This is a genomic window from Micromonospora sp. NBRC 101691, from assembly GCF_030269285.1.
Lineage (GTDB): Bacteria > Actinomycetota > Actinomycetes > Mycobacteriales > Micromonosporaceae > Micromonospora > Micromonospora echinospora.
This window is the reverse complement of the sequence record NZ_BSTB01000019.1, coordinates 41,428-67,960: the sequence shown is the minus strand read 5'-3', so window position 1 is coordinate 67,960 and position 26,533 is coordinate 41,428. Positions and strand designations below refer to the sequence as shown.

Below are 26,533 nucleotides of genomic sequence, written 5' to 3'. Positions count from 1 at the left end.
GGGGCATGGCGGCGGATCTCACTGACACCATCGACGACCTTCGCGAGCGCGCCCGGCGCTGGCTCGACGACGACCCCGACCCGGCCAGCCGGGAGGAACTCCAGGCGGTGCTCGACCGGCTCCCGGAGAGCGGCCCGGAGCTGGCCGACCGGTTCGCCGGGCCGCTGACCTTCGGCACCGCCGGGCTGCGCGGTCCGCTGCGCGCCGGCCCGAACGGAATGAACCTCGCGGTGGTCACCCAGGCCGCGGCCGGGCTGGTCACCTGGCTCGCCGCCGAGGGCGCCACCGGTCCCCTGGTGATCGGGTACGACGCCCGGCGCGGCTCCAAGGAGTTCGCCGAGCGCACCGCCGAGGTCGCCACCGGAGCGGGTCGCGCCGCGATGCTCCTGCCCCGGCCGCTGCCCACCCCCGTGCTCGCGTACGCCGTCCGCCACCTCGACGCGGCGGCCGGGGTGATGGTCACCGCCAGCCACAACCCGCCGGAGGACAACGGCTACAAGGTCTACCTCGGCGCGCGGCTCGGCGGGGAGACCGGCGCGGGCGCGCAGATCGTGCCGCCCGCCGACCGGGACATCGAGGCGGCGATCCGCGCGGTCGGCCCGCTCGCCGACGTGCCGCTCGGGCCGCCCGGCGAGGTGCTCGGCGACGACCTGGCCGTCGCGTACGTCAAGCAGGCGGCGGAGGTGGTCGACCCGGACGGCCCCCGGGGCCTGAGGGTCGCGTACACGCCCCTGCACGGGGTGGGAGCGGCGGTGCTCACCGCCGCGTTCAGCCGGGCCGGTTTCGGCGTGCCCGGGGTGGTGCCCGACCAGGCCGAGCCGGACGGAACCTTCCCGACCGTCTCCTTCCCCAACCCGGAGGAGCCGGGCGCGGTGGACCGGCTGGTCGCGCTCGCCGAGTCGACCCGGGCGGACCTGGCCATCGCCAACGACCCGGACGCCGACCGGTGCGCCGTGGTCGTCCCGGACCACGCCGCCGGCGGGTGGCGGATGCTGCGCGGCGACGAGGTCGGCGTGCTCCTCGCCGACCACCTCATGCGCCGGGGCGTCCGTGGCCTGTACGCCACCACGATCGTGTCGTCCGCGCTGCTGCGGGCCATGTGCGTGGCACGCGACCTGCCGTACGACGAGACGCTGACCGGGTTCAAGTGGATCGTCCGGGCCGGCGACGGCAGCACGCCGCTGGTCTTCGGTTACGAGGAGGCCCTCGGCTACTGCGTCGCGCCGGAGCACGTACGGGACAAGGACGGCATCACCGCCGCACTGACCGTCGCCGAGCTGGCCGCCGACCTGAAGGCCCGGGGCCGGAGCCTCACCGACCGGCTGGACGAGCTGGCCGCCGAGTTCGGCGTGCACCACACCGACCAGTACAGCGTCCGGGTGACCGACCTGCGGCTGATCGCCGACGCGATGGCCCGGGTCCGGGCCGCCACCCCGACGACGCTGCTCGGCCGTCCGGTCACCGAGACCCGGGACCTGCTCCCCGAGGCCGACGTGGTGATCCTGCGGACCGACACCGCCCGGGTGGTGATCCGTCCCTCCGGCACCGAGCCGAAGCTGAAGGCGTACCTGGAGGTCGTGGAGCCGGTCGCGGAGGGCGACGTCGCCGCGGCCCGGGAGCGGGCCGGCGCCGCCGTGGCCGCCCTGCGCACCGAGATCGCCGCCGCGCTCGGCCTGTAGGCCGCCCGCTCTCCCCGGCCTGCGGGCCGTGCTCACCTGCGCCGTCCCCGGCCGGTGGGTCCGCGCGGAGCCGGCCGGTTCGGCCGGCTCCGCCAGCGGCCGGATCGTCACCCAGGGTGGCTGTCGGATCGGACGAGCGGACGGTCGTCCCGGGTCAGGCGCGCTTGCCGAGCGCCTGGTCGACGGCCTGGCCGAGGGCGGCGATGACCAGCGCCACCGACGGACGGACGACGGAGTCGTCCATGCCGACGGTGCCGGAGAAACCGGCCCCACCGGCGATCTCCTCCAGCCGGCGGTGGGCGTCGGCGGCGGCGTCCCCGGTCAGCCCGAGGACGGACTCCATCCGCACCGCGCAGACCAGGGTGGCCAGGGCGGCGGTCCGCTCGTCCGGCACCGGGCCGCCGGTGAGCGCCTCGGCGAGGCGGCGGCGGGTGTCCTGCTCCACCGACGGGTCGACCATCGGGTAGCGGTGGACGTGGATGAAGCCCAGCTCGGTCTCGTCGACGTCCCGCACGACCCCGCGCCCGCAGAGATCCCCGAGGATCCGGTCGCGCAGACCGTGGCGGAGCCGCTGCACCCAGGAGGAGGGGCTGCGGGGGCTGTCGTCGGCGGCGATCCGGGCCAGCACGTCGTCGATGATCGGCTCACCGGTCGGGGACGGGTCGGTCACCACCAGGGAGCCGTCGGAGTAGGCGATCCGGCCGGCGAGGGCGAGTTCCACCAGGACCGCGGCGGCCATGCCGAGGTCCAGGCTGATCCGCGGCATCGTCGCCTTGCCGGTTTCGTCGTCGTACGCGAGGAGCAGCAGCTCTTCGGCAAGCGCAACACCAGTCATGGCCGGAGACGGTAGCGGGTGCACGCCGCCTCCCGCACCCGTCTGGCGCGCGCCGTCGCCCGGATGCCCGCACCGGGCGACGGAACCGCTGGTCGACGGGGTCGCCGACTAGAAGCGGGGCATCCCGCCGAACTGGCGGTCGCCGGCGTCCCCGAGCCCGGGCACGATGAACATCTGGTCGTTCAGCCCCTCGTCGATCGAGGCGGTGACCAGGCGCAGCGGCAGGCCGGACCGTTCCAGCCGCTCGATGCCCGACGGCGCGGCCAGCACGCAGAGCACGGTGATGTCGGTGCAGCCCCGGTCGGCGAGCAGCCGGCAGCAGTGCTCCAGCGAGCCGCCGGTGGCGAGCATCGGGTCCAGCACCAGCACCGGCAGCCCGGCCAGGTCGCGCGGGAGCGACTCCATGTACGCGCGGGGCTCGTACGTCTCCTCGTCGCGGGCCAGCCCGACGAAGCCCATCGAGGACTCCGGCAGCAGGCCGAGCGCGGCGTCGGCCATCCCCAGACCGGCCCGGAGCACCGGCACCAGCAGCGGCGGGTTGGCCAGCCGGGTGCCCTCGGTGTCGGTGACCGGCGTGCTCACCGGGTACTTCTCCACCGGGAAGGAGCGCGCGGCCTCGTACACCAGCATGGTGGTGAGTTCGTGCAGCGCCGCCCGGAACGTGGAGGAGTCGGTGCGGGCGTCCCGCATCGCGGTGAGTCGCGACTGGGCGAGCGGATGGTCGATCACGTGTACGTCCACGATCGTCCAACCTACCGAACGCCGCTGCGGACGGGCACCGGCCCGGCGGAGCCGACCAGCGCTTTCGCCGCCGTGCCCGGCCTGCTCCCCGGGTCCGGACAGCCGGGGCACGTGATGAGGATCACCGATGCCTCGGGATGCGTAGACTTCCCGGCATGACGGCGACAGCGACGTCGGCCCGGTCGGACCTCTCCGAGCTGGGACGATCCGAGACCGCTCTGCGGACCTTCCTGCACGGCCTGCCGGGCGTGGACCAGGTCGGCGCGGAGCAGCGGGCGGCCCAGCTCGGCACCCGCTCCATCAAGACCACGGCCAAGGCCCAGGCGATCGACCTGGCCATCCGCATGGTCGACCTGACCACCCTGGAGGGGGCGGACACCCCGGGCAAGGTACGGGCGCTGGCCGCCAAGGCGCTGCGTCCCGACCCGGCGGACCCGTCCTGCCCGCACGTCGGCGCGGTCTGCGTCTACCCGGCGATGGTTCCGTACGTGGCCGAGGTGCTGCGCGGCAGCGACGTGCACCTGGCGAGCGTGGCGACGGCGTTCCCGTCCGGGCAGGCCCCGCTGGAGGTCAAGCTCGCCGACACCCGGGCCGCCGTCGCGGCCGGCGCGGACGAGATCGACATGGTGATCAGCCGGGGCGACTTCCTCTCCGGCCGGTACCGGGCGGTCTACGACGAGATCGTGGCGGTCAAGGAGGCCTGCGGCGACGCCCACCTCAAGGTCATCCTGGAGACCGGCGAACTGGTCACCTACGACAACGTGCGGCGGGCGTCCTGGCTGGCGATGCTGGCCGGCGGTGACTTCATCAAGACCTCCACCGGCAAGGTCCCGTCGGCGGCCACCCTGCCGGTGACGCTGGTGATGCTGGAGGCGGTCCGCGACTTCCGGGCCGCCACCGGGCGGCAGGTCGGCGTGAAGCCGGCCGGCGGCATCAAGACCACCAAGGACGCCATCAAGTACCTGGTGATGGTCAACGAGACGGTCGGCGCGGACTGGCTCGACCCGGACTGGTTCCGGTTCGGCGCGTCCAGCCTCCTCAACGACCTGCTGATGCAGCGCACCAAGCTGACGACCGGCGTCTACTCCGGTCCCGACTACTTCACCCTGGACTAGGAGCGATGTTCGAATACGCACCCGCCCCCGAGTCCCGCTCGGTGGTGGACATCAAGGCCTCGTACGGGCTCTTCGTCGACGGTGAGTTCGTCGACCCGGCCGACGGCGGCAGCCTCAAGTCGATCAACCCGGCCTCCGAGGAGGTCCTGGCCGAGGTCGCCGAGGGCGGCACGGCCGACGTGGACCGCGCGGTCCGGGCCGCGCGGAAGGCGTACGAGAAGGTCTGGGGTCCGATGTCGGGCCGGGACCGGGCGAAGTACCTGTTCCGGATCGCCCGGATCATCCAGGAGCGCTCCCGCGAGCTGGCGGTGCTGGAGTCGCTGGACAACGGCAAGCCGATCAAGGAGTCCCGGGACGTCGACCTGCCGCTGGTCGCCGCGCACTTCTTCTACTACGCCGGTTGGGCCGACAAGCTGCCGTACGCCGGCTTCGGCCCGAACCCGCAGCCGCTCGGGGTGGCCGCCCAGGTCATCCCGTGGAACTTCCCGCTGCTCATGCTGGCCTGGAAGATCGCCCCGGCGCTGGCCGCCGGCAACACGGTGGTGCTGAAGCCGGCCGAGACCACCCCGCTGAGCGCACTGTTCTTCGCCGAGGTCTGCCAGCAGGCCGACCTGCCGCCCGGCGTGGTCAACATCGTCACCGGGGCCGGCGAGACCGGCCGCGCGCTGGTCGAGCACCCCGGCGCCGACAAGGTCGCCTTCACCGGCTCGACCGAGGTCGGCCGGGCCATCGCCCGCGCGGTGGCCGGCACCCGCAAGAAGCTCACCCTGGAGCTGGGCGGCAAGGCGGCGAACATCGTCTTCGACGACGCCCCGGTCGACCAGGCGGTCGAGGGGATCGTCAACGGCATCTTCTTCAACCAGGGGCACGTCTGCTGCGCCGGATCCCGGCTGCTGCTCCAGGAGTCGGTCGCCGAGCCGGTCCTGGAGTCACTGAAGCGGCGGATGGCCCAGCTGCGCGTCGGTGACCCGCTGGACAAGAACACCGACATCGGCGCGATCAACTCGGCCGCCCAGCTGGCCCGGATCACCGAGCTGTCCGACGCCGGCGCGGCCGAGGGCGCCGAGCGCTGGTCACCCGCGTGCGAGCTGCCCGAGCGGGGTTTCTGGTTCGCCCCGACCATCTTCACCGGAGTCACCCAGGCGCACCGGATCGCCCGGGAGGAGATCTTCGGCCCGGTGCTCTCCGTGCTGACCTTCCGTACGCCGGCCGAGGCCGTCGAGAAGGCCAACAACACGCCGTACGGGCTGTCGGCCGGGATCTGGACCGAGAAGGGCTCCCGGATCCTGTGGATGGCCGACCGGCTGCGCGCCGGGGTGGTCTGGGCCAACACGTTCAACAAGTTCGACCCGACCTCGCCGTTCGGCGGCTACAAGGAGTCGGGCTACGGCCGCGAGGGTGGCCGGCACGGGCTGGAGGCGTACCTCAATGTCTGACAGGTCGGGTGCGAAGGCCAAGGCGAAGCCGCCAGCGCCGCAGCGGGTCGCGGTACGCAAGACGTACAAGCTCTTCATCGGCGGGAAGTTCCCCCGCAGCGAGTCGGGACGGTCGTATCCGGTGCAGAACGCGAATGTCGCCCTCTCCTCCCGCAAGGACGTCCGGGACGCGGTGGTCGCCGCCCGCGCCGCGGTGAAGGGCTGGTCGGGTGCGACCGCATACAACCGGGGGCAGATCCTCTACCGGGTCGCCGAGATGCTGGAGGGGCGGCGCGAGCAGTTCGTCGCGCTCGGCGTGCCGGGCGACGAGGTGGACGCGGCCACCGACCGCTGGGTCTGGTACGCCGGCTGGTCCGACAAGCTCCCCCAGGTGCACGGCGGCGCGAACCCGGTCGCCGGGCCGTACTTCAACCTCTCCGCGCCGGAGCCGACCGGCGTGGTCGGCGTGGTGGCCCCGGAGCGGCCGGCGCTGCTCGGCCTGGTCAGCGTGATCGCCCCGGCGATCGTCACCGGCAACACGGTGGTGGTGCTGGCCTCGCCGACCGAGCCGCTGGCCGCGGTCACCCTGGCCGAGGTGCTCGCCACGTCCGACCTGCCCGGCGGCGTGGTCAACCTGCTCACCGGCCGGGTCGCCGAGACCGCACCGCCGCTGGCCGGTCACATGGACGTCAACGCGTTGGACCTGACCGGTGTCGCCGACGCCGAGCTGGCCGCCGAGCTGGAGGTCGCCGCCGCGCAGAACCTCAAGCGTGTGCTGCGGCCGGTGGCGGCCGGGCACGACTGGTCCGTCGATCCCGGTCTGACCCGGATGACCAGCCTGTTGGAGACGAAGACCGTGTGGCATCCCAAGGGGGTGTGAACGCGGTTCTTGCCGGGTGGGGGTTTTCGGGGGAGCCCGCCCACTCCGGGCGGTCAGGCTTGGTCCCTGCGTGGGCGGGCTCCCCCGAAAACCTGTTCGGGTCGGGGTCCGCGTGGGGGTGAGGGGGCTCCGGGGTGCCGCCCTGGGGAGGGTGCTGCCAGGGCGGCCGGAACCTGTTCCGGTTGCGGTCCACGTGGGGATGAGAGGGCTCCGGTGCCGCCCTGGGGAGGGTGCTGCCAGGGCGGCCGGAACCTGTTCCGGTTGCGGTCCGCGTGGGGATGAGAGGGCTCCGGTGCCGCCCTCGGAGGGCGTTCTACTACGGGGGGTAGGATTGGCGGCGTGACACGGCTGGGGGACCTTGAGCGGGCGGTGATGGACGTGCTGTGGGACGGCGCGTCCGGCGACACCGGGGGCGGGGTGACCGTCCGCGAGGTGGCCGATGCGCTGGCCGGGCGCGAGCTGGCGTACACCACGGTGATGACCGTGCTGGACCGGCTCGCGGGCAAGGGCATGGTGGAGCGTGAGCGGGAGGGACGGGCCTGGCGCTACCGGGCGGCGGCCACCCGCGAGGCGCACATCGCGCAGCTCATGCTCGACGCGCTCGACCTCGGCGGCAGCCGGGACGCGGCCCTGGTGCGCTTCGCCCGGTCCGTCACCGGCACCGAGGCCGACGTGCTCCGGGCCGCCCTGAACGCGCAGGCGACGCGGGCGGCGGTCCCGGTCGACGAGGGCCCGGACCGGTAGGGCGCCGGCCGTGGCGTACGCCCTGCACTTCGCCGTGACGGTGCTGGCCTGCTGGCTGACCGCCCAGGTGCTCGCCGCCGCCACCTGGCCGGGGCGCAGCCCCCGGGTGGCGATCCTGTGCTGGCAGGGGGTCGGGCTGGCGCTCGGCCTCTCCGCGGTGGGGGTGCCGATCGCCCTCGGGCTGACGCCGTACGACCTGCCGACCGGCAGCGCGCTGCTGGCTCTCGCCGACGATCTGGTCCACGACACCCTGCCGCCCGGCCTGGGGGTGCTCCACCTGGCGGGGGTCGGCATCGGGTTCGGCATCGGCACGATGCTGCTGGCCACCACCTTCCGCAGCATCCTCGGCACGGTACGCGCCCAGCGCCGGCACCGGGAGTTGCTCACCCTGGTCGCCCGGGACGATCCGGCCGCCCCCGGCGCGCTGGTGCTCGACCATCCCTGCGCGGCGGCGTACTGCCTGCCCGGGATGCGGCCCCGGGTGGTGGTCAGCGCCGGCACCCTCGACCTGCTGGACCGCGCCGAACTGGCCGCCGTGCTCGCCCACGAGCGGGCGCACGCCGAGGAGCGGCACGACCTGGTGCTGATGCCGTTCACCGCGCTGAGCCGGGCGCTGCCCTGGTTCGGCTGGGTACGCGCGGCGCACGAGCGGGTGGCGCTGCTGGTCGAGATGCGCGCCGACGACAAGGCCCGCCAGGCGCACGCCGACGCGCCGCTGGCCGGCGCGCTCCGCCGGTTCGCCGCCGCCGGCAACCGGGTCACCCCGACCGGCGCGCTCGGGCTCGGTGACCGCGACCTCGATCTGCGGGTACGCCGGCTCCTGGTGGCCGAACGGCCGCCCCGGGTCCTCGGGGCCACCGTGCTCGCCCTGACCACCACGCTGGCCGCGCTGCCGATCACCCTTTTCCTGAGCTGACCCCGGTCCGGGCACGAGCCGCCCGGCATGGACGGGGGTCGAACCACCACCCGCGACACGCTAAAGTACTACGACAAGTAGTAAAGATGTGGATGAGTAGGCTAACTACCTGTAGGCTGCCGGCAAAATGCGACTCCCCCCATTGGAGAGCCGGCCATGGATCCGCTCCTGTTAGCCCGCCTGCAGTTCGCCACCACGACCTCGATCCACTTCCTCTTCGTCCTCGTGACACTCGGCCTGATCACGTTACTCGTCTATCTCCAGACGGCGTGGGTGATCACCAAGAAACCGGTGTACGAGCGGCTCACCCGCTTCTGGGGCACGCTCTACGTGATCAACTACGTGCTCGGCATCGCCGCCGGCGTGGTCATGGAGTTCCAGTTCGGACTCAACTGGAGCGGCCTGTCGAAGTACGTCGGCAACGTCTTCGGCGCGCCGCTGGCGATCGAGACGCTGACCGCGTTCTTCCTGGAGTCCACCTTCCTCGGCATGTGGATCTTCGGGTGGCACCGGCTGCGCCGGGGCGTCCACCTGGCGCTGCTGTGGGGCGTCGCGCTGACCGCGTACATCTCGGCTTTCTGGATCATGGCCGGCAACGCCTGGATGCAGAACCCGGTCGGGTACGAGATGCGCGACGGCATCGCCCACCTCACCGAGTTCTCCGCCCTGGTGACCAACCCCGCCTTCCGGATGGCGTTCGTGCACACGATGCTCGCCGCCCTGGTCACCGGCGGCATCCTGATGGCCTCGATCAGCTCCTGGCACCTGATCCGGCGCACCGCCGACTTCGAGCTGTTCCGCAAGTCGCTGCGGATCGGCCTGGTCACCGCCGCGCTCACCGTCGGCCCGCTGCTGCACTTCGGCTTCATCCAGCTCGCCGACATGGCTCCGCTCCAGCCGACCAAGTACGGCACCCCGGAGGAGAAGGAAGCCAAGATCGCCGAGCTGACCGCAGCCTTCGGTCCCGGCGACTACGAACCGCCGACCATCTTCCTGAGCAGCCTCAGCTTCATGTTCATCATCGGCTTCCTGCTGGTGCTGATCTGCCTCCAGTTCGTCCTGCTCCCCAAGGACCTGCTGATCCGGCTCCGCTTCCCGCTCTGGATCCTGCTGTTCGCCCTGCCACTGCCCTTCGTCGCGGCCATCCTCGGCTGGATCACGCGCGAGGTGGGCCGCCAGCCCTGGGCCGTCTACGGGCTGCTCCGGGTGGAGGACGCCGTCTCGCCGGTCAGCGGCGGTGTGATGTTCACCTCGTTCCTCGGCTTCACCCTGCTGCTCGGCACCCTCGCGATCACCAACTGGGTGCTGATCGCCAAGCACGCCGCGCGGGGCGCGCACGACGACCTCGCCCTCGGCCGACCGCCGGAGCAGGAGCCCGCCGACGACCGTCCCGACCCCGCCTTCGTCTGAGGAGCCGACCGTGGAACTCGCCTGGTACGCCCTCCTGGGCGTCTTCTTCGCCGCCTACCTGGTGCTCGGCGGCTACGACTACGGGACCGGCCTGATGCTCGCCCGGTCCGGTGACCCGGCCAGCCGGCGTGGCCTGCTCAACGCGGTCGGCCCGTTCTTCCTCGGCAACGAGGTCTGGCTGATCGCCGCCGTCGGCATCCTCTTCGGGGCCTTCCCGATCCTGGAGGGGGAACTCCTCGCCGGGCTCTACCCGGCCTTCGCCGGCGCGCTCACCGGCGTGATCCTGGTCACCGCCGCCGTGCAGCTGCGCAGCCGTCCGGCGAGCCGGTGGGCGCGTACCGCCTGGGACCGCGTGATCGTCGTCGGCTCCGCGCTCGCCGCGCTGGGCTGGGGCGCGGTGCTCGCCGGGATGCTTCAGGGCGTACCGCTCAACGACGAGGGACGGGTGGAGGGCATCGGCCACATCTTCACCCCGTTCGCGCTGGCCGCATCGGTGACCATGGTGGCGCTGGTGGCCGTGCACGGCGCGGCCTTCCTGGCCCTGCGGCTCCCCGCCGACGAGGCCGGGCCGGTCGCCGCGCTGGGCCGCCGGCTGGTGCCGGTCGCCCTCGCCGCGGGCGTCGTGACCACCGTCGTGGCGCTGCTCTCCGACCGGGTACGCGACGCGGTGCAGCAGCCGCTCGCCGCGATCGCCATGCCCGTACTGCTGGTGGTGGCCCTGCTGGTGGCGTGGGTCGGCTTCGGCCGGCGGAGCCCCGGCCTGGCCTTCACCGCCACCAGCGTGACGCTGGCGCTGCCGGTGCTGCTGGTCGGGGCGACCCTCTGGCCCAACGCGCTGTACTCCACCATCGATCCGGCGGCCAGCCTGACCGTCGCCGACGCGGCGGCCAGCGGGCCGACCCTGCGGCTGCTGACCTGGCTGACGGTGCCGCTCCTGCCGGCCCTACTAGGCTTCCAGGTGATGTTGTGGTGGGTGTTCCGGGGACGGACCGGCGGCAGGGCACCGGTGTACTGGTGATGCATCGGTGAACCGTCGTCCCTTCGACCCGCGTCTGCTGCGCCGGGTCCCCGCGATCCGGCGCCACCTCGCCGTGCTCGCCGGGCTCGGCGTACTCACCGCGCTCCTGGTCATCGCCCAGGCCACCGCGTTGGCCATCCTCCTCGCCACCGCCTTCGACGGGCGGTTGCACCGGGAGGCGCTCGCCGGCCTCGTCGCGGCGGTCGCCGCCCGCGCGGCGGTGGTCTGGGCCCAGGGGGCGGTCTCGGCGCGGGCCGCGGCGACGGTCAAGGCCACTCTCCGCGCCGACCTGCTCGGCGCGGTGGGACGGCACGGGCCGGGCTGGGTGGCCGGGCAGCGGGCCGGACAGCTCGCCACCCTGGCCGGGCGAGGGCTGGACGCCCTGGACGCCTACTTCACCGGCTACCTTCCCCAGCTCGTGCTGAGCGTCACCGTGCCGGTCGCGGTGCTGGCCCGGCTGGTCTTCGCCGACTGGAGTTCGGCGCTGATCGTCCTGGTGACGCTGCCGCTGATCCCGATCTTCGGCGCGCTGCTCGGGTGGCAGGCGCAGGCCGCCACGGAACGGCAGTGGCGTCGCCTCTCCCGCCTCGGCGGGCACTTCCTCGACATGGTGGCCGGGCTGGCCACCCTGCGCGCCTTCGGGCGCTCCCGGGCCCAGGTGGACGTGGTGCGGCGGATGGCCGACGGGCACCGGGTCGCCACCATGCGGACCCTGCGCATCGCCTTCCTCTCCGGGTTGGTGCTGGAGCTGGTCGCCACCCTGTCGGTGGCGCTGGTCGCCGTTCCGGTGGGCATCCGGCTGCTCGACGGCGGACTCACCCTCACCACCGCGCTGCTGGTGCTCCTGCTCACCCCGGAGGCCTACCTCCCCCTGCGGGCCGCCGGCGCCCGGTTCCACGCCAGCATGGAGGGCCTGAGCGCGCTCAACGACGCCTTCGCCGTGCTGGAGGGGGCCGACGCCGCACCCCAGCCCGGTGCGCCCACCCGGGCAGAGGTGCCGGGTGCCCCGGCCGGGTCTGAGGTGCCTGCAGGGGCCCCCTGTTCGACAGAAAGCGGTAACAGGGGACCCCTGCTACCACCCCAGCCCGGTGAGATCCGGTTCGAGGCGGTCACCGTGGCGTACGAGCGGACCACCGCGCTCCGGGACGTCACGCTGACCATCCGCCCCGGCGAGCGGATCGCCGTCGTCGGGCCGAGCGGGGCGGGCAAGAGCACCCTGCTCGGTCTCCTGTTGGGCTTCGTCGCCCCGACCGGCGGGCGGGTCACCGTGGACGGCGTCGACCTCGCCACCGTCGACCTGGACGAGTGGCGTCGCCGCCTGGCCTGGGTGCCCCAACGGGCCCACCTGTTCGCGGCCACCCTGGCCGACAACATCCGCCTCGGCGCACCGGAGACCCGTCCGGAGGCGCTCACCGCCGCGGTCCGGGCCGCCGCGCTGGACGAGGTGGTCGCCGCCCTGCCCGACGGGCTGGAGACCCGGCTCGGCGAACGCGGCCACGGCCTCTCCAGCGGCCAGCGGCAGCGGGTGGCGCTGGCCCGGGCGTTCCTGCGGGACGCCCCGGTCGTCCTCCTCGACGAACCCACCGCCCGGCTCGACACCGCCTCGGAGGCCGTGGTGCTGGAGGCGACCCGTCGGCTCGTCGCGGGGCGTACCGCCCTGCTGGTGGCACACCGCCCGGCGTTGCTCGCCGACGCCGACCGGATCCTGCGGGTGGTCGACGGGCGGGTCGTCGAGCTGACCCGGACCGGGGAGGTGGTCGGATGAGCCGGGACACCGGCCCCGCGCCGGTGGGGGCGACGGGGCGGTTGGGAGCCGAACGGGCCGTGCTGCGGCTGGCCCGGCCGTACCTGCGCCGGTTGCTCGGCGCGGGGCTGCTCGCCACCGCCACCGAACTGGCCGCCCTCGCGCTGATGTCCACCGCCACCTGGCTGCTGATGAGCGCCGCCGGTCGGCCGCCCCTGGACCGGCTGACCGTGGCGATCGTCGCGGTCCGGGCGCTCGCGATCGGCCGGGGCGTGCTGCGCTACACCGAACGGCTCGCCGGGCACGACGCGGTGCTGCGCATCGTCACCGACGTACGCACCCGGGTCTTCGCCACCCTGGCGGCCCGTCGGGGCACCGCCGACCAGCGCTCCGGGGACACCCTCAGCCGGCTGGTCTCCGACGTGGACACCGTCCAGGACCTGATGCTGCGGGTGCTCGTGCCGGGAGCGGCGGCGGCCCTGGTGAGCGTGCTCGCGGTCGGCGGGGCTGCGGTGGTGTCCCCGGCGGCGGCCGGTGTGCTCGCGGTGGGGCTGCTGCTGGCCGGCGTCGCGCTGCCGGTCCTGGCCACGGTGCTGACCCGGCGCGGCGCCGCCGAGGTCGCGCCGCTGCGCGGCGCGCTCGCCTCGGACGCGGTGGACCTGACCCACGGGGCCGCCGACCTGGCCGCCTTCGGGGCGGCCGGCGCGGCCCTGCGGGCGGCGACCGGACGGGCCGACCGGCTCGCCCGGTTGGAGCGTCGCCTCGCCGCGACCGGTTTCGCGGTGGACGCCCTCGGGGTGCTGGTTGCCGGAGCGACCACCGCGGCGGTGGTGGTCGCCGCCCTCCGGGCCGACGTCTCCGGCGTGCTGGTCGGCGTCCTCGCGGTCGGCACGCTCGCCGCCGTGGAGGTGGCGTCGGCGCTGGTCGGCGCCGCCCGGCAGTGGAGCGGGCTACGGGCCGGGCTGACCCGGGTGGCCGCGTTGCTGACCGCCCCGACGGATGCCCCGTCGGGCGGGGACCGGCCGGTGCCCACCGCCGGCCACCACGTACGTCTCGACGGGGTGCGGGTCCGCTACCGGGAGGGTGCCCCACCCGCCCTGGACGGCGTGGACCTCGACCTCCCGGCCGGCCGGCGGATCGCCGTCGTCGGGCCGAGCGGGGCGGGCAAGAGCACCCTGGCGGCCGTCCTGACCGGGGCGGTGGAACCGGACCGGGGCCGGGTGACCCTGGACGGGACCGACCTGTCGGCGTACCGGGTGGAGGAGTTGCCCCGGGCGATCGGTGGTCTGCTGGCCGAGGCGCACGTCTTCCACGCCACCGTCCGGGAGAACCTCCTCCTCGGTCGGGGCGGGGCCGACGACGCGGCGCTCGACTCGGCCGCCCGGGCGGCCGGGCTGCTCGACTGGGTACGCGCCCAACCCGAGCAGTGGGACACCGTGGTGGGCGAGGACGGCGGGCAGCTCTCCGGCGGCCAGCGGCAGCGGTTGGCGCTGGCCCGGGCGCTGCTGGCCGCACCGGGCCTGCTGGTGCTGGACGAGCCGACCGAGGGACTGGACCCCGCCGCCGCCGACGCGGTGCTCGCCTCGACCCTGGCCGCGGTGCCCGCTGACCATTCGGTGCTGCTGATCAGCCACCGGCTCAGCGGCCTCGCCGGCTTCGACGAGGTCGTGGTGCTGGACGCCGGCCGGGTGACCCAGCGGGGGCACCACGACGAGCTGGTGGCGACACCGGGCTGGTACCGCGACCAGTGGCTGATCCAGGTGGCGGCCGAGCAGGGCTACCTGGCCCTGGCCCCCTGACCCGGTCGGCGTGGCCCACCCGGGGCCCGGGGCCACCGACCTGGCTGCCGGCGGCCGGACGGGGTCAGGCGGTCGCCGGCGGCACGTCCGGGTTGAGGAACCGCCCGACGGTCGAGCTGAACTCACGCCAGCCGGCCCGCTCGCCGGCCAGCGCCCGCCGTCCCGCGTCGGTGAGCTCGTAGGTGCGCCGTTCCCGCCCGTTGACCGTGTGCCAGGAGCTGGCCACGTAACCGGCGCGTTCCAGCCGGCGCAACGCCGGATAGGTCGTGCCGGTGGGCAGGTCCAGGCTGCCGCCGCTGCGCACCCGCAGTGCCTCGATGATCGCGTATCCGTGCAGCGCACCGTCCTCGAGCACCGCCAGGAGCAGGGCGTCGAGGTGTCCGTGCAGCGTCTGGCCCTTCACACCACACCACGCTACTGACTCTCCGGGACGTAGCCAACGGGGTGCGGGCACCGGTCCCGCCGGATCGCCCACTAGGGTATGTGCGCAGAGTCACCCGACGGCACGGACTACCGCCGGGTCAGCAGCCCGAAGCACACGGAGGTCAGCGTGGCCCGCCAGTCGCCCCAACGGCCCGACGCCGACGAGCCCCAGCTCGACGAAGCGACCGCAGCGACCGAGTCGGAGGAGGCCGGCGACACCGCCGCCAGCTCCGGCGCGGCGGACCGGTCGCTCTGGGAGGAGCTGCGGATCGATCCGGTGGAGATCGCGCTGCCGGCCGGTTCCGGCTTCACGCTGCGGGCGTACCGGCCGGCGCGGGAGCTGACCCCCACCGACGTCGCCGAGCGGGACGCCGACGACCCGTTCCTGGCGCGTGGCCGGGAGGTCGTCGAGGAGGACGACGACGAGACCGTCGTGATCCTCGACGAGGAGCTCGCCGAGGAGTTCGCCGAGGCCGACGAGGAGGAGAAGCAGTCGGCCCGCAAGGGCGACAAGGCCGAGGCGGACGCCGGGGACGAGAGCGAGGACGAGGACGCCGCCGGCGACGAGGAGGTGCCCGTCTTCCTCAGCCACCGGGGTCGCCTGCTGCTGTTCAAGACGCCCGAGTCCCTGGTCAGCTTCATCCGTTCCGGCGCTCCGCACGACCTGTCCCAACTGGACGGCTGGAATGAACTGTCCGAACGGGTGGAGCCGGCGGACATCGCCCCCCTCGACGAGGACACCTACGAGCTCGACCTCGTGGTGGAGAACCTGCGCGGCGGGCACGACACCTGGGACCCGACCCTGCTCATCGAGGCCGGCGAGGCGGCCCGCGACCTGGCGTACGCGCTGCGGCTCCCCGCCGTGCTCGACATGCTCTCCGCCGGGTCCAGCCTGGACGACCTGGACGAGGCGCTGCGGGCCACGGTCGGCGGCGGGATCGGCGGTTTCATGGGCCGGCGTCGGCTCAAGAAAATCGGTGCCCAGACCGCCAGCCTGGGGTGGCGGACCATTGTCGGGAAGATCTCTGCGGTCGTGGACTGGCGCGACTGAGCTGTAACAGGGAGCATCAGTCTCTGGCACAGAAACCCGGGAGGAGGACGACGCCGTGGCGCTCGTGCGCGTGTACTGCGGTCTTGCCTCGGCCGACTCGGCAGACCGACCGGCTTCGGCCAGTTCGACGCTGACGTCCGCTGTGGTCGACGACGCAGGCCGGCTGCTCCACGTCTGCGAGATCAGCGACGACCCGGCCGGTTACGCCCGGCTGGTGGCGTTGCTCGTGGAACGGTCAGGCGGCCCGAGCGGTGCGGCGATCGCCGCCGACAGTGACGACCACACGGTCACCTCGCTGCTCAGCGCGGCCGGCCGGCCGCTCGCGATAGCCGACGACGACTCCGTCGACGACTTCGCCGAGCGGTTCGCCGACGACGACTCCCTGGAGGAGATGCAGTCGCCGCCGGCCGAGCGTCGGGCGGTCGGGCTGGCCCGGGCCCTCCAGGCCGGCGCGCTCTCGGCGGTCACCCTGCCCGTGCCCCGCGACCTCGCCGGCTACAAGCAGGTCCTCGCCGCGCACGCCGCGCTCGCCAACGGCCGGCACACCGCCGCCGTGGCGCTCCGCGAGGTGCTGCGTGAGCTCTACCCGGCCGCCCTGCGGGCCTACCCCGACCCGGCCGAGCCGGTCTCGTTGGCCGTGCTCGACGCCCTCCCCGAGCCCGGCATGCTGGGCGGCACCGTCGCCCGGGGCCGGGACGTCTCGGTCGCCGCGGACGCCATCGTCGCCCACCTGGCCGCCGACGGGGTGGCCGACGCCGACTCGATCAACGACGCGGTGACCGCGCTGCGGGTGGCCATCGCCGAGACCCCGCGCCGGGCGGCGGTCAGCCGGGCGCTCACGTCGGCGGTGGCCGAGACGGTACGCCAGGCCGTCGCCGCCGTCCGCGCCTGCGACGCCGGGTGCGACGCCTTGGTCGGGGCGCTCCGTGCCCGGGTCAGCGCCCCTTCCCCCGGCCGGCGTGCGGCGCCGTCCGACGAGCGTGCCGAGTTCGGGACCGGTGGCGGGCTCCGCGCGGTCGACCCGGTGCCGCCGCAGCCGACCGGACGCCGCAGCCGACCGGAGCCGGTCGGTGGCACTCCGCCCACCCCACCGCGTCCACTCGGCCCGCCCCCGGTGGCGCCGGCACCGATCGCGCCGCCGCCGTCCGCACCGGCTCCGGTCACCCCGGCCGCCTCGGTCAAACCGCCGGTCAACGGAGTTCCCGGCCGGGGCGATACCCCGGTTCTCCCGGCGGCCCGTCAGGTGGACGGGCCGACGAACCGGCCGGTCTCCTCGCCGCCGCCCCCGCCCGGGATCACCCCGATCGCCCCGGCGCAGCGGGGCAACTCGCCGGCCGACGCGGGTGAGCCGTTCCGCCCCACCCTCACCACGGCCGCGATCAACAGCGCCCGGGCCGAGCGGCAGCGGACCGTCATCCCACCGCGCCCCAAGACCACCGGCGGCGACACCCCGACCGGCGGGTTCGCGGTCACCGACCTCAGCGTTCCGGTGCCGGCGCAGCGTCCGGAGCAGGAGGCTCCGGCACCCGGGTCCCGGGCCAACTGGCCGCTGGTCAACAATCCGGAGGACCCGGCCGACAGTTCGCCGCGCAATCCGGTCGCGCAGTCCGCGCCGGAGCGCGACGACCGGCAGATCGACGCGCACACCGACCCGGGCCGCCCCGAGGGCCGGATCACGCCGCCCTGGCTGGCGGACGACCTGCCCCAGGAGCCGCCGATGCTGCGCCTGGTGGAGCCGCCGCTGCACGACCGGCCGGCCACGCCGGTCGACCGTGGCGCACGCACCGTCCCCCGCCCGGAGCGCGGCGGTGACCGGGTCGACCCGAACGCCGAGCGGAGCGCCCGCCCCTCGTTCGAGGCCCCGACCGACGACCGGACCGTCCTCCATCCCACCGCCGGCTCCCGCTCGGAGAACCCGCCGCGCCCGGAGAACCCGCCGTTGCGCCTGGTGGACCGGAAGGACGCGCCGCCTCTGCCCGAGCGGCCCACCGCCGAACGCCGCCGGCCTCCGATCTCCGACGAGAACGACGGTGACCTGCTCATCTTCGCCCAGGCGAAGTCGGCCTGGTTCGTCGGTCACTCGGACGAGACCGACCTCGACTGGTCCAGCATGGCCGACACCGGTTGGCAGGCCGCCGAGCAGGCCGCGCAGCCGGTCAAGGGCGACGAGACGCCGGCCGGGCTCCCCCGCCGGGTTCCGCAGGCCAATCTGGTGCCCGGCTCGCCGCTGCGCGAGGAGCGTCCGCTGCGGATCGTCCGGGACGCGGCGCGCATCGCCGAGAACACCACCGGCTACTTCCGGGGCTGGCGCCGCGGACAGGAGATCGGCGGGTTCGCGGTGGGTGGCCGCCCCGGTCGTGAGGCGGCCGGCGGCTGGGACTTCACGCGCGATCACGGCGACCGCGACGATGACAGGGAGTACGAGTACCGCTCCGCCGGCTACCGCTCCTGAGCGGACCGGACCGCCTCCCACCTGCGTGTTCACGGCCACAGTAGTTGACGGTCGCTGGTCACGGACGGCAACATTCCCCCGGTAGTGCCGGCGGCGGATGTCGCCGGAGGTGGGAAGGCGGCTCATGGCGACACCGACGTTCGACCCGTCCCGGCTGACCCGCCGGGGTGTGCTCACCACGGCGGCGGCCACCCTGCTGCTGGCCGCCTGTGGCCGGGACGGACAGGCGGACGGCTCGGCCACCCCGGTCGACGGGCCGCAGGAGATCGTCGTCGGGGCGAGCCTGGAGCTGAGCGGTCGGGGCGCGGCGCTGGGTGTGCTCCAGGAGCGGGCGCTACGGATCGCGCAGGACTCGCTGAGCCCGGACGGCCTGCCGGTGGGAAACCAGCGCCGGACCGTACGACTGGACATCCGGGACAACGCGAGCGACCCTCGTCTGGCCGCCCGGCAGGCCGCCGAACTGGTCGGTTCGGCGGGGGTCCACGTCCTGGTCGGCGGGGTGCTCGCCGAGGTCTCGACGGCCATCATGCGGGTGGCCGAGGAACGCCGGACGCCGTTTCTCTCGCTCGCGCCGGGCGACACCGTCGTGGACCCGGCTGCCACCGAACGCACCTTCTTCTACAAGCTCACCCCGGACGCCACCGACGTGGCGTGGCGGCTGGGCCGCCTGATCCGCGCGCAGGGAGCCCGACGGGTGACGTTGGTGGCCGAGGCCGGGCTGCACGGCGACTCGGGCGTACGGGCCGTTCCGGAGGCGCTGCGGGCGGCCGGGGTGGACCTGCTCCGGACGGTCCGGTTGCCCGTCGGTACGACGGGTCTCACCCGCGCGGCGGAGCAGGCGGTGACGGGTGCCCCCGACGCGGTGCTCGTCTGGGGCACCGCCCCCGACTCGGGGACGGCCGCACGGGCGTTACGCCGGGCCGGCCACGACGGGCTGTTCTTCTTCGACGCGGGCGCGGTGGTGGAGGACACCCTGGCCGGCCGGAACGCGGAGGCGGTCGAGGGGGCCTTCGCGGTGCACCCGATCAGCCTGGCCCAGTCCACGCTCACCAACACCACCACGGCAGCGCTGGCCCGCCGGGACTTCGTGTTCCGCTACATCCAGCGGCACGGCGGGTTCAGCGGTTTCGCGCCGTACGCCGCGGACGCCCTGCGGCTGGTCGGCGAAGCCGCCCGGGCGGCCGGCAGCGTCGACCGTGGACGGCTGAACGCCCGCCTCCAGAACCAGGTGACCGAGGGCATCGCCGGGTCGTACGTGTTCACCCCGATCCGGCACGGCGGCATGGAACGCGACTCGCTCGGCGAGTACACCGTCAACCGGGGCAGTTGGGTCCGCATCTCCTGACCGCTGCGGCGTCGTGCCGCCCGGCAGAGACACTGCGGGCGTCGTGCCGCCGGGCGGAGACGACGTACCGGCTCGGGAACGACGTACCGCCCGGTGGCGCGGCCGGAGCCGGCACCGGGCGGTACGCAGGTCGCCTCAGGCCGGCGCGACCGCGCGCGAACGGCGCATGGTGAGCACGTACTCGACCAGCGAGATCAGCACGTGCTTGGTCGACTCCCGCTGTCGGGCGTCACAGGCCACCACCGGCACCTCCGGGGAGATCGCCAGCGCGTCCCGGACGTCCTGCGGGTCGTGGTACTGCATCCCGTCGAAGCAGTTGATGGCGATCAGGTACGGCAGCCGCCGGTGCTCGAAGAAGTCGATGGCCGCGAAGCAGTCGGCCAACCGGCGGGTGTCGACCAGGACCACGGCGCCGATGGCGCCCCGGACCAGTTCGTCCCACATGAACCAGAACCGCGTCTGACCGGGTGTACCGAAGAGGTACAGGATCAGATCACGGTCGATCGAGATACGACCGAAGTCCATCGCCACCGTGGTCGTCGTCTTGCCCGGCACCTGCCGGGTGTCGTCGACGCCCACACCGGCCGAGGCCATGATCGCCTCGGTGGTCAGTGGCGTGATCTCCGAAACCGAGCCGACCAGCGTCGTCTTGCCAACGCCGAAGCCACCGGCGATAACGATCTTCGCCGATGTCACGCGCCCGCTCGACGGAGTCGGCGGCCGGTGCGACATGTCAGAGCCTGCGAAGTCCACTCAGCACCCTCTCCAGCAGTTCAGTGCCCACCGCGTCGTCGGAGTCGTCCAGGATGGTCGGCTCGTGCACCGCGACCAGGCCGTCCGTAGCCATGTCGGCAATGAGCACCCGGGCCACCCCGAGTGGCAGCTGCATCCGCGCCGCGATCTCGGCGAGCGACTGCAACCGTCCGTCACACAGCGCGGCGATGTACTGGTGCTCCCGGCCCTGACCACCGTTGGCGTTCGCAGCGGTCCGACCGCGCACCGTCGTCTCGACGAGCGCCTCCAGCGCGATGTCGAGGCGGGGACGGGTACGACCGCGGGTGACGGCGTATGGACGGACCAGTGCCCCGGTGGGCTCGTCACGATCGACCACGTCGCCGCTCACCTCCTTCCGCGTACCCGCCACCGGCTCGCTCCGGTGGAACCCGTCGACTTTTCCGTTGTCGGTCCGCCGACCCTACGGTCAGCGCCCGTCTCAACCCAGCATTCCTGCGGCGGCGCGCGGCTGCGGGGTCAGCGCGTCGCCGACCCGGTCGACCAGCAGCGCCATTTCGTACCCGACCTGCCCCACGTCGCAGCTCCGGGCGGCGAGCACCGCGAACGACGACCCGTCCGAGATGGACATGAGGAACAGGAAGCCATTGTCCATCTCGACCACTGTCTGGAGCACCGCACCACCCTCGAAGCAGCGAGCCGCTCCCTGGGTGAGGCTGACCAGGCCGGACGCGATCGCGGCCAACTGGTCGGCGCGGTCACGCGGCAGGTCCCGTGACGACGCGAGGAGCAGGCCGTCCGCGGAGACGGCGACCGCATGCGCGACACCGGGCACCCGGTCGGCGAAGTTGGCCAGCAGCCAACCGAGATCCTGCGTAGTTGTCATCCTTCTTGCTCCTTCTGCCTGCTCCCGGCCAGGGGGCCTGAGCCAGACTGCGAGGACTGCTGCCCACCCGGAGTCGCCCCCAGGCCGGACGAGTGGCTGTCAGCGTGGTTGCTTCGGCCGCGTTGCACGCCACGATGGTATGCCGAGAGAAGTCCGCGTACCGCCTCCGGCGTACGTCGTTGCACCGACGTCGTCGGCTTCTCGATGCTGCCCGGCACGAGCTGCGCCATGGGCTTCCGCTTGGGCAGGCCGGTCTGGGTGGTCTCGACCACCGGCACGTCGGTGGCCGCACTGGCGGCACGCCAGCCGTCGTCCGCGGCGGTCTGCCAACCGCCGGGAGGCTGCGGGGTGCGCCGGCCGGCGAGGCTCTCGGCGTACGCGGAACGGTCGCTCCCGTTGGTCGCCGCACCGTTGTCGTGCGACGCGCCTCCGGTGTTCGTTGCCATCGGTGCGTTACCTGTCGTCCCTGCTGGTTCCTTGGCGGCCGGACGGCCCCGTTCGACTGCGGCGAGCTGCTGCGTCTGGGCAGCGTCCGGGCTGCCGAGGGTGACCCGGGCACCACCGACGGCCGTCTCGTCGTTGACCGGTCGCCGAGTGCGGAACCAGGCGGATTCCAGCTCCCGGAAGATCGGCAGTTCCATCGTCTCGTCCGCGTACCGCTGCTGGTCGCGGACCGCCGGGGCCGGTGCGGGATGCCCGGCCGGGTTGGGGTGGCCGACCGGAACGGCCGGTGACTCGCCTGCCGAGCGCGGCACGCGGGGCAGCTCGGTGGTCATGTCGAGCGCAGCGGCGAGCCGCTCGGGCACGGGCGGGGTGGGCACCTCCCGCTCCGTCCCGGCCACCGGCGGCCAGACCGGTGGAGCCGGCGTGGCCGGAGCCGGTCGGGTCGGCGGACCGGACATCGGCGGACCGGAGACCGGCGGGGCCGACACGGGCGGCCCGGAGACCGGCGGGGCCGACACCGGCGGCGGGATCTGCGGGTGGGTGGTGCGCGCCTCCGGGTTCGACGGCAACTGCCGTGGCACCGCGGGTGACTGGCCGAACCCGGCCGGTTCCTCGTCACCGGTCGCGTGCCGCTGCGGCAGCGCGTCCACCTGCTGTCCGTTCGCCGGACGGGGCGTGAAGGCGTCGCCGCCGCTGGCCCGTACGTCCGCACCGGTCAGGTCGGACCAGGCGGGCAGCGGCCGGCCGGCACCTGGGGTGCCGTTGCGCGGCTCCGGCTCGAAGGGCCGCCCACCGAGGGTGACCTGGTTGCCGGAGCCTCCCGGACGGGGAGCCGGTGCCGGAACGTTGCCCAGTGCCGGCAGCGTGCCGACGGTGGGCAGCGGGGCGGCCGGAGCGGGACCGGACGCGGGAAGCGCCGGCGGTTGCTGCACCCGGCCGGAGAGCGCACGTGGCACCAGGACCGTGGTGGGCAGGTCGACCTCGGCGACCGTGCCCCGCTCGGTGCCCGGTCGCAGCTCGACCCGGACCCCGTGCCGGGCGGCCAGCCGGGCCACCACGACCAGGCCCATCATCCGGGAGACCGCGACGTCCACCTGTGGCGGCGTGGCGAGCCGCTCGTTCAGGTCGGCGATCTGCTCGGCGCTGATGCCGATGCCCCGGTCCTCGACGTAGAGCGACGCGCGGTCGCCGACCCGACGGGCCTCGACCATGACCTGGGAGTCCGGCGGCGAGAACGCGGTGGCGTTGTCGAACAGCTCGGCGACCAGGTGGACCAGGTCGTTGACCGCGTGCGCGGCGACCTCGATGTCCCGGTCGATCACACCGAACTCGATCCGGGTGTAGTGCTCGACCTCGGACTGGGCGGCCCGGAGCACGTCGATCAGGGCGGCCGGCTGCCGCTGCACCCGGGTGGAGTCCGCACCGGCGAGGACCAGCAGGTTCTCGTCGTTACGGCGCATCCGGGTGGCCAGGTGGTCGAGTTGGAACAGCTCGGCCAGCCGGTCCGGGTCCTCCTCGCCGCGCTCCAGCCGGTCGAGGTGACCGATCAGCCGGTCGACCAGGATCTGGGACCGGCGGGCCAGGTTGACGAACATGGTCGCCACGGAGGCGCGGAGCGCGGCCTGCTCGGCCGCCGTCCGGACCGCCTCCAGGTGGACGGCGTTGAACGCCTCGGTCACCTGGCCGAACTCGTCCTTGCTGCGCACCGGGAGCGGCTCGGCGATCTGGTTGGCGAGCTGCATCGGGGTGAGCTGGCCGGTGACCTTCGGATCCCGCAGCCGGGCCACCGCCTGGGGCAGGCCGTACTGGGCGATGGAGAGCGCGCCCTGCCGCAGGTCGCGCAGGGAGCGGGCCATCGACCGGGCGACCAGGTAGGCGAAGAAGATCGCCAGAAGCAGCATGCTGAGCAGCAGGCCGGTCTCCAGGAATACCCGGCGCTGCACGTCGGAGCGGAGCTGGTCGGCCAGGCCGATCACGTCGCCGTCGAGCTTGGCCTCCACGGTACGGATCAGTTTGGCGTTGGCGACCATCGCGGCGTCCCACTCGTTCGCCCCGAACGGCGCGCCGGCCATGCTGTCGCTGGTGTTGCCGTTGATCCAGCCGAGGTAGTTCTCGACCTGGCGCTGGTCCGATCCGGCGACGGTCTGCTGGTACAGCTCGGACTCGGCCTGGTTGGCGACCGCCTGGAAGCTCTGCAGGGCCTGCTGCTGGCCGGTGCCGGTGGCGATGTAGTCGGTGCGCAGCACCGGGCTCATCGACCCCTGGATCAGCGCCCGGTGCACCACGACCCGGCGGACCGAGAGGAACTCCTTGGCCCGGGCGCTGGCGGCCACCGCGCGCATCCGCTCGCTCAGGTCGGTGTCCCCGGCGAGCTGGCTGGCCGAGTCCCGGATGTCCAGCAGGTCGTTGATCAGACCCTCGTAGGACCGGGCGGCGTCGGTGAGCGGCAGCCGGTTGTTGAAGACCTGGCTGCGGGTGCCGGGCAGATCCTGCAGACTCTGGTCGATCCGGTCGAGGACCTTCTCCAGGTTGCCGGGGAGCCCGTCGAGCTCGGCCCGCTGCCGGGAGTACGGCGCCCGGGCCCGGTCGACCCGCTGGTGCACCTCGGTGTAGGCCTTGTTGTACTGCTCCCGGGTCTGCGCGTTCGCCCCGAGCAACAGCACCGCGGCGGCCCGCTCGTCCTGGAGGGTGTCGACCAGCTCACCGGAGTGACCGGTGAGGTGCGCCAGGTCGTCGGCGCGGTTGGCGCTGTTGAGCGTGTCAAGGTGGTCGATCAGGCCGTTGGTGCCGACGACCACCGTGGCGATGGTCGGCACGATCATGATGAGGCCGAGCTTCGACCAGATCGGCATGTCGCGGAGCCGACCAGCTGGCCGGCGCATTCGCGACAGGAAGGAGCCCGCCGTCTTTGGTCGTTTGCTCACGTCACCGCCCTCGCGATCTCAGCGTCCGCCGTGTTGCCCCGGGCAACGCCCAGCGACCGACCCGGCGGGTCGGACCTCCGAGATTCCATCACGCCGCCTCTCAAAGAGAAAGCCCAGGCTGTCCCTCGCCCGGGGTGTGATGAGATGTTGAGACTGTTTGATCGCAGCCCGTCTGGCCGGAGTCACCTACCGTAATGAAACCCCCGCACCGTGTCGTCCTGCTCGCCGGCCCTTCGGGCTCCGGAAAGTCCTACATCGCACACCGAACCGGACTTCCCGTGCTCTGCCTCGACGATTTCTACAAGGACGGCGACGACCCCACGTTGCCACGTCGGCACGACCGAATCGACTGGGATTCGCCGCATGCGTGGGATGCCGGCTTCGCCGTGGAAACCATTGCTCGACTGGCTCGTGACGGCAAGGCCGAAGTGCCGGTTTATGCAATCGGCGAAGACCGCCGAGTAGGCACCCGGACGTTCGATCTCGCCGGATCGCCATTCTTCGTCGCCGAGGGGATTTTCGCCGCCGAGATCGTCGCCGAATGCCGTGATCTGGGTCTTCTCGCCGGCGCCTACGCCCTTCGCCGGCCGCGCGGCGCGACGTTCCTCCGCCGGCTCACCCGGGACCTCGCCGAACAGCGCAAGGCACCCAGGGTGCTCCTCCGGCGTGGCCTGACGTTGCTGCGCGAGGAACCGGCGGTGCTGCGCCGGCAGACCGGACTGGGCGCGGAGGCGGCGCGGGCCCGGGAGGTGCTGCGGCGGGTGGCCGCGCTGCTCGCCGGCCACCCCCGCCGGTCCTGATCCCGCGCTCGTACGACCCGGCGGGTTGGTGACGGTCAGAACCGCTCCCGCACGCCGGGTCAGGAGAGCAACTTCGCGTACGCCGGCTTGATCACGTCGTCGATGATCCGCAGCCGCTCGTCGAACGGGATGAAGGCGCTCTTCATCGCGTTGATGGTGAACCACTGGAGTTCCTTCCAGCCGTAGCCGAAGGCGTCCACGAGCAGCGCCATCTCCCGCGACATCGAGGTGCCGCTCATCAGCCGGTTGTCGGTGTTGACCGTCACCCGGAACCGCAGGTCGCGCAGGAGACCGATCGGGTGCTCGGCGATCGACGGGGCGGCCCCGGTCTGCACGTTGGACGACGGGCACAGCTCCAGCGGGATCCGCTTGTCCCGTACGTACGCGGCCAGCCGGCCGAGCTGCGGACGGTCGTCGGTGAGGGCGATGTCGTCGACGATCCGCACCCCGTGCCCGAGGCGGTCCGCGCCGCACCACTGGATCGCCTGCCAGATCGACGGCAGGCCGAACGCCTCACCGGCGTGGATGGTGAAGTGGAAGTTCTCCCGCTGGAGGTACTCGAAGGCGTCCAGGTGCCGGGTGGGCGGGAACCCGGCCTCGGCGCCGGCGATGTCGAAGCCGACCACGCCGGTGTCCCGGTGCCGGACGGCCAGCTCGGCGATCTCCTGGGACCGGGCGGCGTGCCGCATCGCGGTCAGCAGGGTGCCGACCCGGATCGGGTTGCCGGACCGGGCGGCCAGCTCGCTGCCCTCGGCGAAGCCGGCGAGCACCGCCTCGACCACCTGGTCCAGGGTGAGGTCCCGCTCCAGATGCTGCTCCGGGGCGAAGCGCACCTCGGCGTAGACCACCCCGTCGGCGGCCAGGTCCAGGGCGCACTCCCGGGCCACCCGGGTCAACGCCGGGGCGGTCTGCATGACCGCCACCGTGTGGGCGAAGGTCTCCAGGTAACGCTCCAGCGAACCGGAGTTCGCCGCCTCGACGAACCACCGGCCCAGCGCCTCCGGGTCGGTGCTGGGCAGTTCGTGGCCCACCTCGGCGGCCAGCTCGACCACTGTCGCCGGCCGGAGGCCCCCGTCGAGGTGATCGTGCAGCAACGCCTTCGGGACCCTGACGATGTCCTCGTATCCGATCGCGACCATGCTCAGACATTAGTCAGCCCCCGCACGGACCGTACGATGGC

At 73.5% G+C, this 26,533-nt stretch carries 22 protein-coding genes; 14 read left to right on the top strand and 8 right to left on the bottom strand.

Translation table 11 applies throughout. The features are described from left to right. Positions 1–5 precede the first annotated feature (5 nt). Positions 6–1,679, top strand: coding sequence for a phospho-sugar mutase (locus QSK20_RS24900; RefSeq protein ID WP_285791033.1), 1,674 nt, complete (start codon positions 6–8; stop codon positions 1,677–1,679). Between the two features lie 154 nt (positions 1,680–1,833). Here the strand turns inward: QSK20_RS24900 and QSK20_RS24895 are convergent, their stop codons facing one another. Together QSK20_RS24895 and upp are read right to left on the bottom strand one after the other, a co-directional pair. Continuing rightward, on the bottom strand, positions 1,834–2,514 hold the full coding sequence (locus QSK20_RS24895; RefSeq protein WP_285791032.1) for a GOLPH3/VPS74 family protein: 681 nt from the start codon (positions 2,512–2,514) through the stop codon (positions 1,834–1,836). A 108-nt stretch (positions 2,515–2,622) separates the two neighbouring features. Then, on the bottom strand, positions 2,623–3,255 hold the full coding sequence (gene upp / locus QSK20_RS24890) for a uracil phosphoribosyltransferase (protein WP_285791031.1): 633 nt from the start codon (positions 3,253–3,255) through the stop codon (positions 2,623–2,625). 155 nt (positions 3,256–3,410) lie between these two features. Here upp and deoC point away from each other — a divergent pair, with 155 nt between their 5' ends. The 9 genes from deoC to cydC all read left to right on the top strand — a co-directional run bounded on the left by deoC (position 3,411) and on the right by cydC (position 14,296). Continuing rightward, entirely contained in the window at positions 3,411–4,370 is a 960-nt protein-coding gene (gene deoC, locus QSK20_RS24885; RefSeq protein WP_285791030.1) for a deoxyribose-phosphate aldolase, read from the top strand. Positions 4,371–4,375: 5 nt separating this feature from the next. After that, complete coding sequence (locus tag QSK20_RS24880; RefSeq protein ID WP_285791029.1) at positions 4,376–5,806, top strand: aldehyde dehydrogenase family protein; 1,431 nt, start codon at positions 4,376–4,378, stop codon at positions 5,804–5,806. Then, positions 5,799–6,665, top strand: a complete 867-nt coding sequence (locus QSK20_RS24875) for an aldehyde dehydrogenase family protein (protein WP_285791028.1) — start codon at positions 5,799–5,801, stop codon at positions 6,663–6,665. The genes QSK20_RS24880 and QSK20_RS24875 overlap by 8 nt, the downstream gene beginning before the upstream one ends. Before the next feature lie 339 nt (positions 6,666–7,004). Further along, complete coding sequence (locus QSK20_RS24870; RefSeq protein ID WP_088980725.1) at positions 7,005–7,409, top strand: BlaI/MecI/CopY family transcriptional regulator; 405 nt, start codon at positions 7,005–7,007, stop codon at positions 7,407–7,409. A gap of 10 nt (positions 7,410–7,419) precedes the next feature. Beyond that, on the top strand, positions 7,420–8,325 hold the full coding sequence (locus tag QSK20_RS24865) for a M56 family metallopeptidase (RefSeq protein ID WP_285791027.1): 906 nt from the start codon (positions 7,420–7,422) through the stop codon (positions 8,323–8,325). A gap of 156 nt (positions 8,326–8,481) precedes the next feature. Next, complete coding sequence (locus QSK20_RS24860; RefSeq protein ID WP_285791026.1) at positions 8,482–9,735, top strand: cytochrome ubiquinol oxidase subunit I; 1,254 nt, start codon at positions 8,482–8,484, stop codon at positions 9,733–9,735. 10 nt (positions 9,736–9,745) lie between these two features. Beyond that, on the top strand, positions 9,746–10,753 hold the full coding sequence (locus QSK20_RS24855; RefSeq protein ID WP_285791025.1) for a cytochrome d ubiquinol oxidase subunit II: 1,008 nt from the start codon (positions 9,746–9,748) through the stop codon (positions 10,751–10,753). A 7-nt stretch (positions 10,754–10,760) separates the two neighbouring features. Beyond that, positions 10,761–12,518, top strand: a complete 1,758-nt coding sequence (gene cydD, locus QSK20_RS24850; RefSeq protein ID WP_285791024.1) for a thiol reductant ABC exporter subunit CydD — start codon at positions 10,761–10,763, stop codon at positions 12,516–12,518. Further along, positions 12,515–14,296, top strand: a complete 1,782-nt coding sequence (gene cydC / locus QSK20_RS24845; protein WP_285791023.1) for a thiol reductant ABC exporter subunit CydC — start codon at positions 12,515–12,517, stop codon at positions 14,294–14,296. Before cydD ends, cydC begins: the two co-directional genes overlap by 4 nt. Before the next feature lie 64 nt (positions 14,297–14,360). Here cydC and QSK20_RS24840 read toward each other — a convergent pair whose 3' ends face one another. Beyond that, positions 14,361–14,699, bottom strand: a complete 339-nt coding sequence (locus QSK20_RS24840; RefSeq protein WP_285791022.1) for a PadR family transcriptional regulator — start codon at positions 14,697–14,699, stop codon at positions 14,361–14,363. A gap of 78 nt (positions 14,700–14,777) precedes the next feature. Between QSK20_RS24840 and QSK20_RS24835 the strand changes: the two genes are divergently transcribed. The 3 genes from QSK20_RS24835 to QSK20_RS24825 all read left to right on the top strand — a co-directional run bounded on the left by QSK20_RS24835 (position 14,778) and on the right by QSK20_RS24825 (position 19,567). Next, positions 14,778–15,770, top strand: a complete 993-nt coding sequence (locus QSK20_RS24835; RefSeq protein WP_285791021.1) for a SatS C-terminal domain-containing protein — start codon at positions 14,778–14,780, stop codon at positions 15,768–15,770. 55 nt (positions 15,771–15,825) lie between these two features. Beyond that, positions 15,826–18,222, top strand: coding sequence for a transposase (locus QSK20_RS24830; protein ID WP_285791020.1), 2,397 nt, complete (start codon positions 15,826–15,828; stop codon positions 18,220–18,222). Between the two features lie 124 nt (positions 18,223–18,346). Next, on the top strand, positions 18,347–19,567 hold the full coding sequence (locus tag QSK20_RS24825) for an ABC transporter substrate-binding protein (RefSeq protein WP_285791019.1): 1,221 nt from the start codon (positions 18,347–18,349) through the stop codon (positions 19,565–19,567). A gap of 135 nt (positions 19,568–19,702) precedes the next feature. On the opposite strand, the gene QSK20_RS24820 is transcribed toward QSK20_RS24825, so the two are convergent. From QSK20_RS24820 to QSK20_RS24805, 4 genes are all read right to left on the bottom strand, one after another. After that, entirely contained in the window at positions 19,703–20,299 is a 597-nt protein-coding gene (locus tag QSK20_RS24820; RefSeq protein WP_285791018.1) for a GTP-binding protein, read from the bottom strand. 1 nt (position 20,300) lies between these two features. Next, the gene (locus tag QSK20_RS24815; RefSeq protein WP_285791116.1) at positions 20,301–20,678 is read right to left on the bottom strand and encodes a DUF742 domain-containing protein; all 378 of its coding nucleotides are present in this window, start codon (positions 20,676–20,678) and stop codon (positions 20,301–20,303) included. 102 nt (positions 20,679–20,780) lie between these two features. Beyond that, positions 20,781–21,185: a roadblock/LC7 domain-containing protein gene (locus tag QSK20_RS24810; RefSeq protein ID WP_067370442.1), complete on the bottom strand. Its 405-nt coding sequence runs from the start codon at positions 21,183–21,185 to the stop codon at positions 20,781–20,783. Next, positions 21,182–24,553 carry a sensor histidine kinase gene (locus QSK20_RS24805; RefSeq protein WP_285791017.1) on the bottom strand — a complete coding sequence of 1,124 codons (3,372 nt, stop codon included), beginning with the start codon at positions 24,551–24,553 and terminating at the stop codon, positions 21,182–21,184. Before QSK20_RS24805 ends, QSK20_RS24810 begins: the two co-directional genes overlap by 4 nt. Positions 24,554–24,747: 194 nt before the next feature. Here QSK20_RS24805 and QSK20_RS24800 point away from each other — a divergent pair, with 194 nt between their 5' ends. Continuing rightward, positions 24,748–25,353 (top strand): uridine kinase family protein, encoded by a 606-nt coding sequence (locus QSK20_RS24800; RefSeq protein ID WP_285791016.1) that lies wholly within the window; start codon positions 24,748–24,750, stop codon positions 25,351–25,353. A 59-nt stretch (positions 25,354–25,412) separates the two neighbouring features. Here QSK20_RS24800 and QSK20_RS24795 read toward each other — a convergent pair whose 3' ends face one another. Continuing rightward, positions 25,413–26,492 (bottom strand): adenosine deaminase, encoded by a 1,080-nt coding sequence (locus QSK20_RS24795; RefSeq protein ID WP_285791015.1) that lies wholly within the window; start codon positions 26,490–26,492, stop codon positions 25,413–25,415. Between the last annotated feature and the right edge of the window lie 41 nt (positions 26,493–26,533).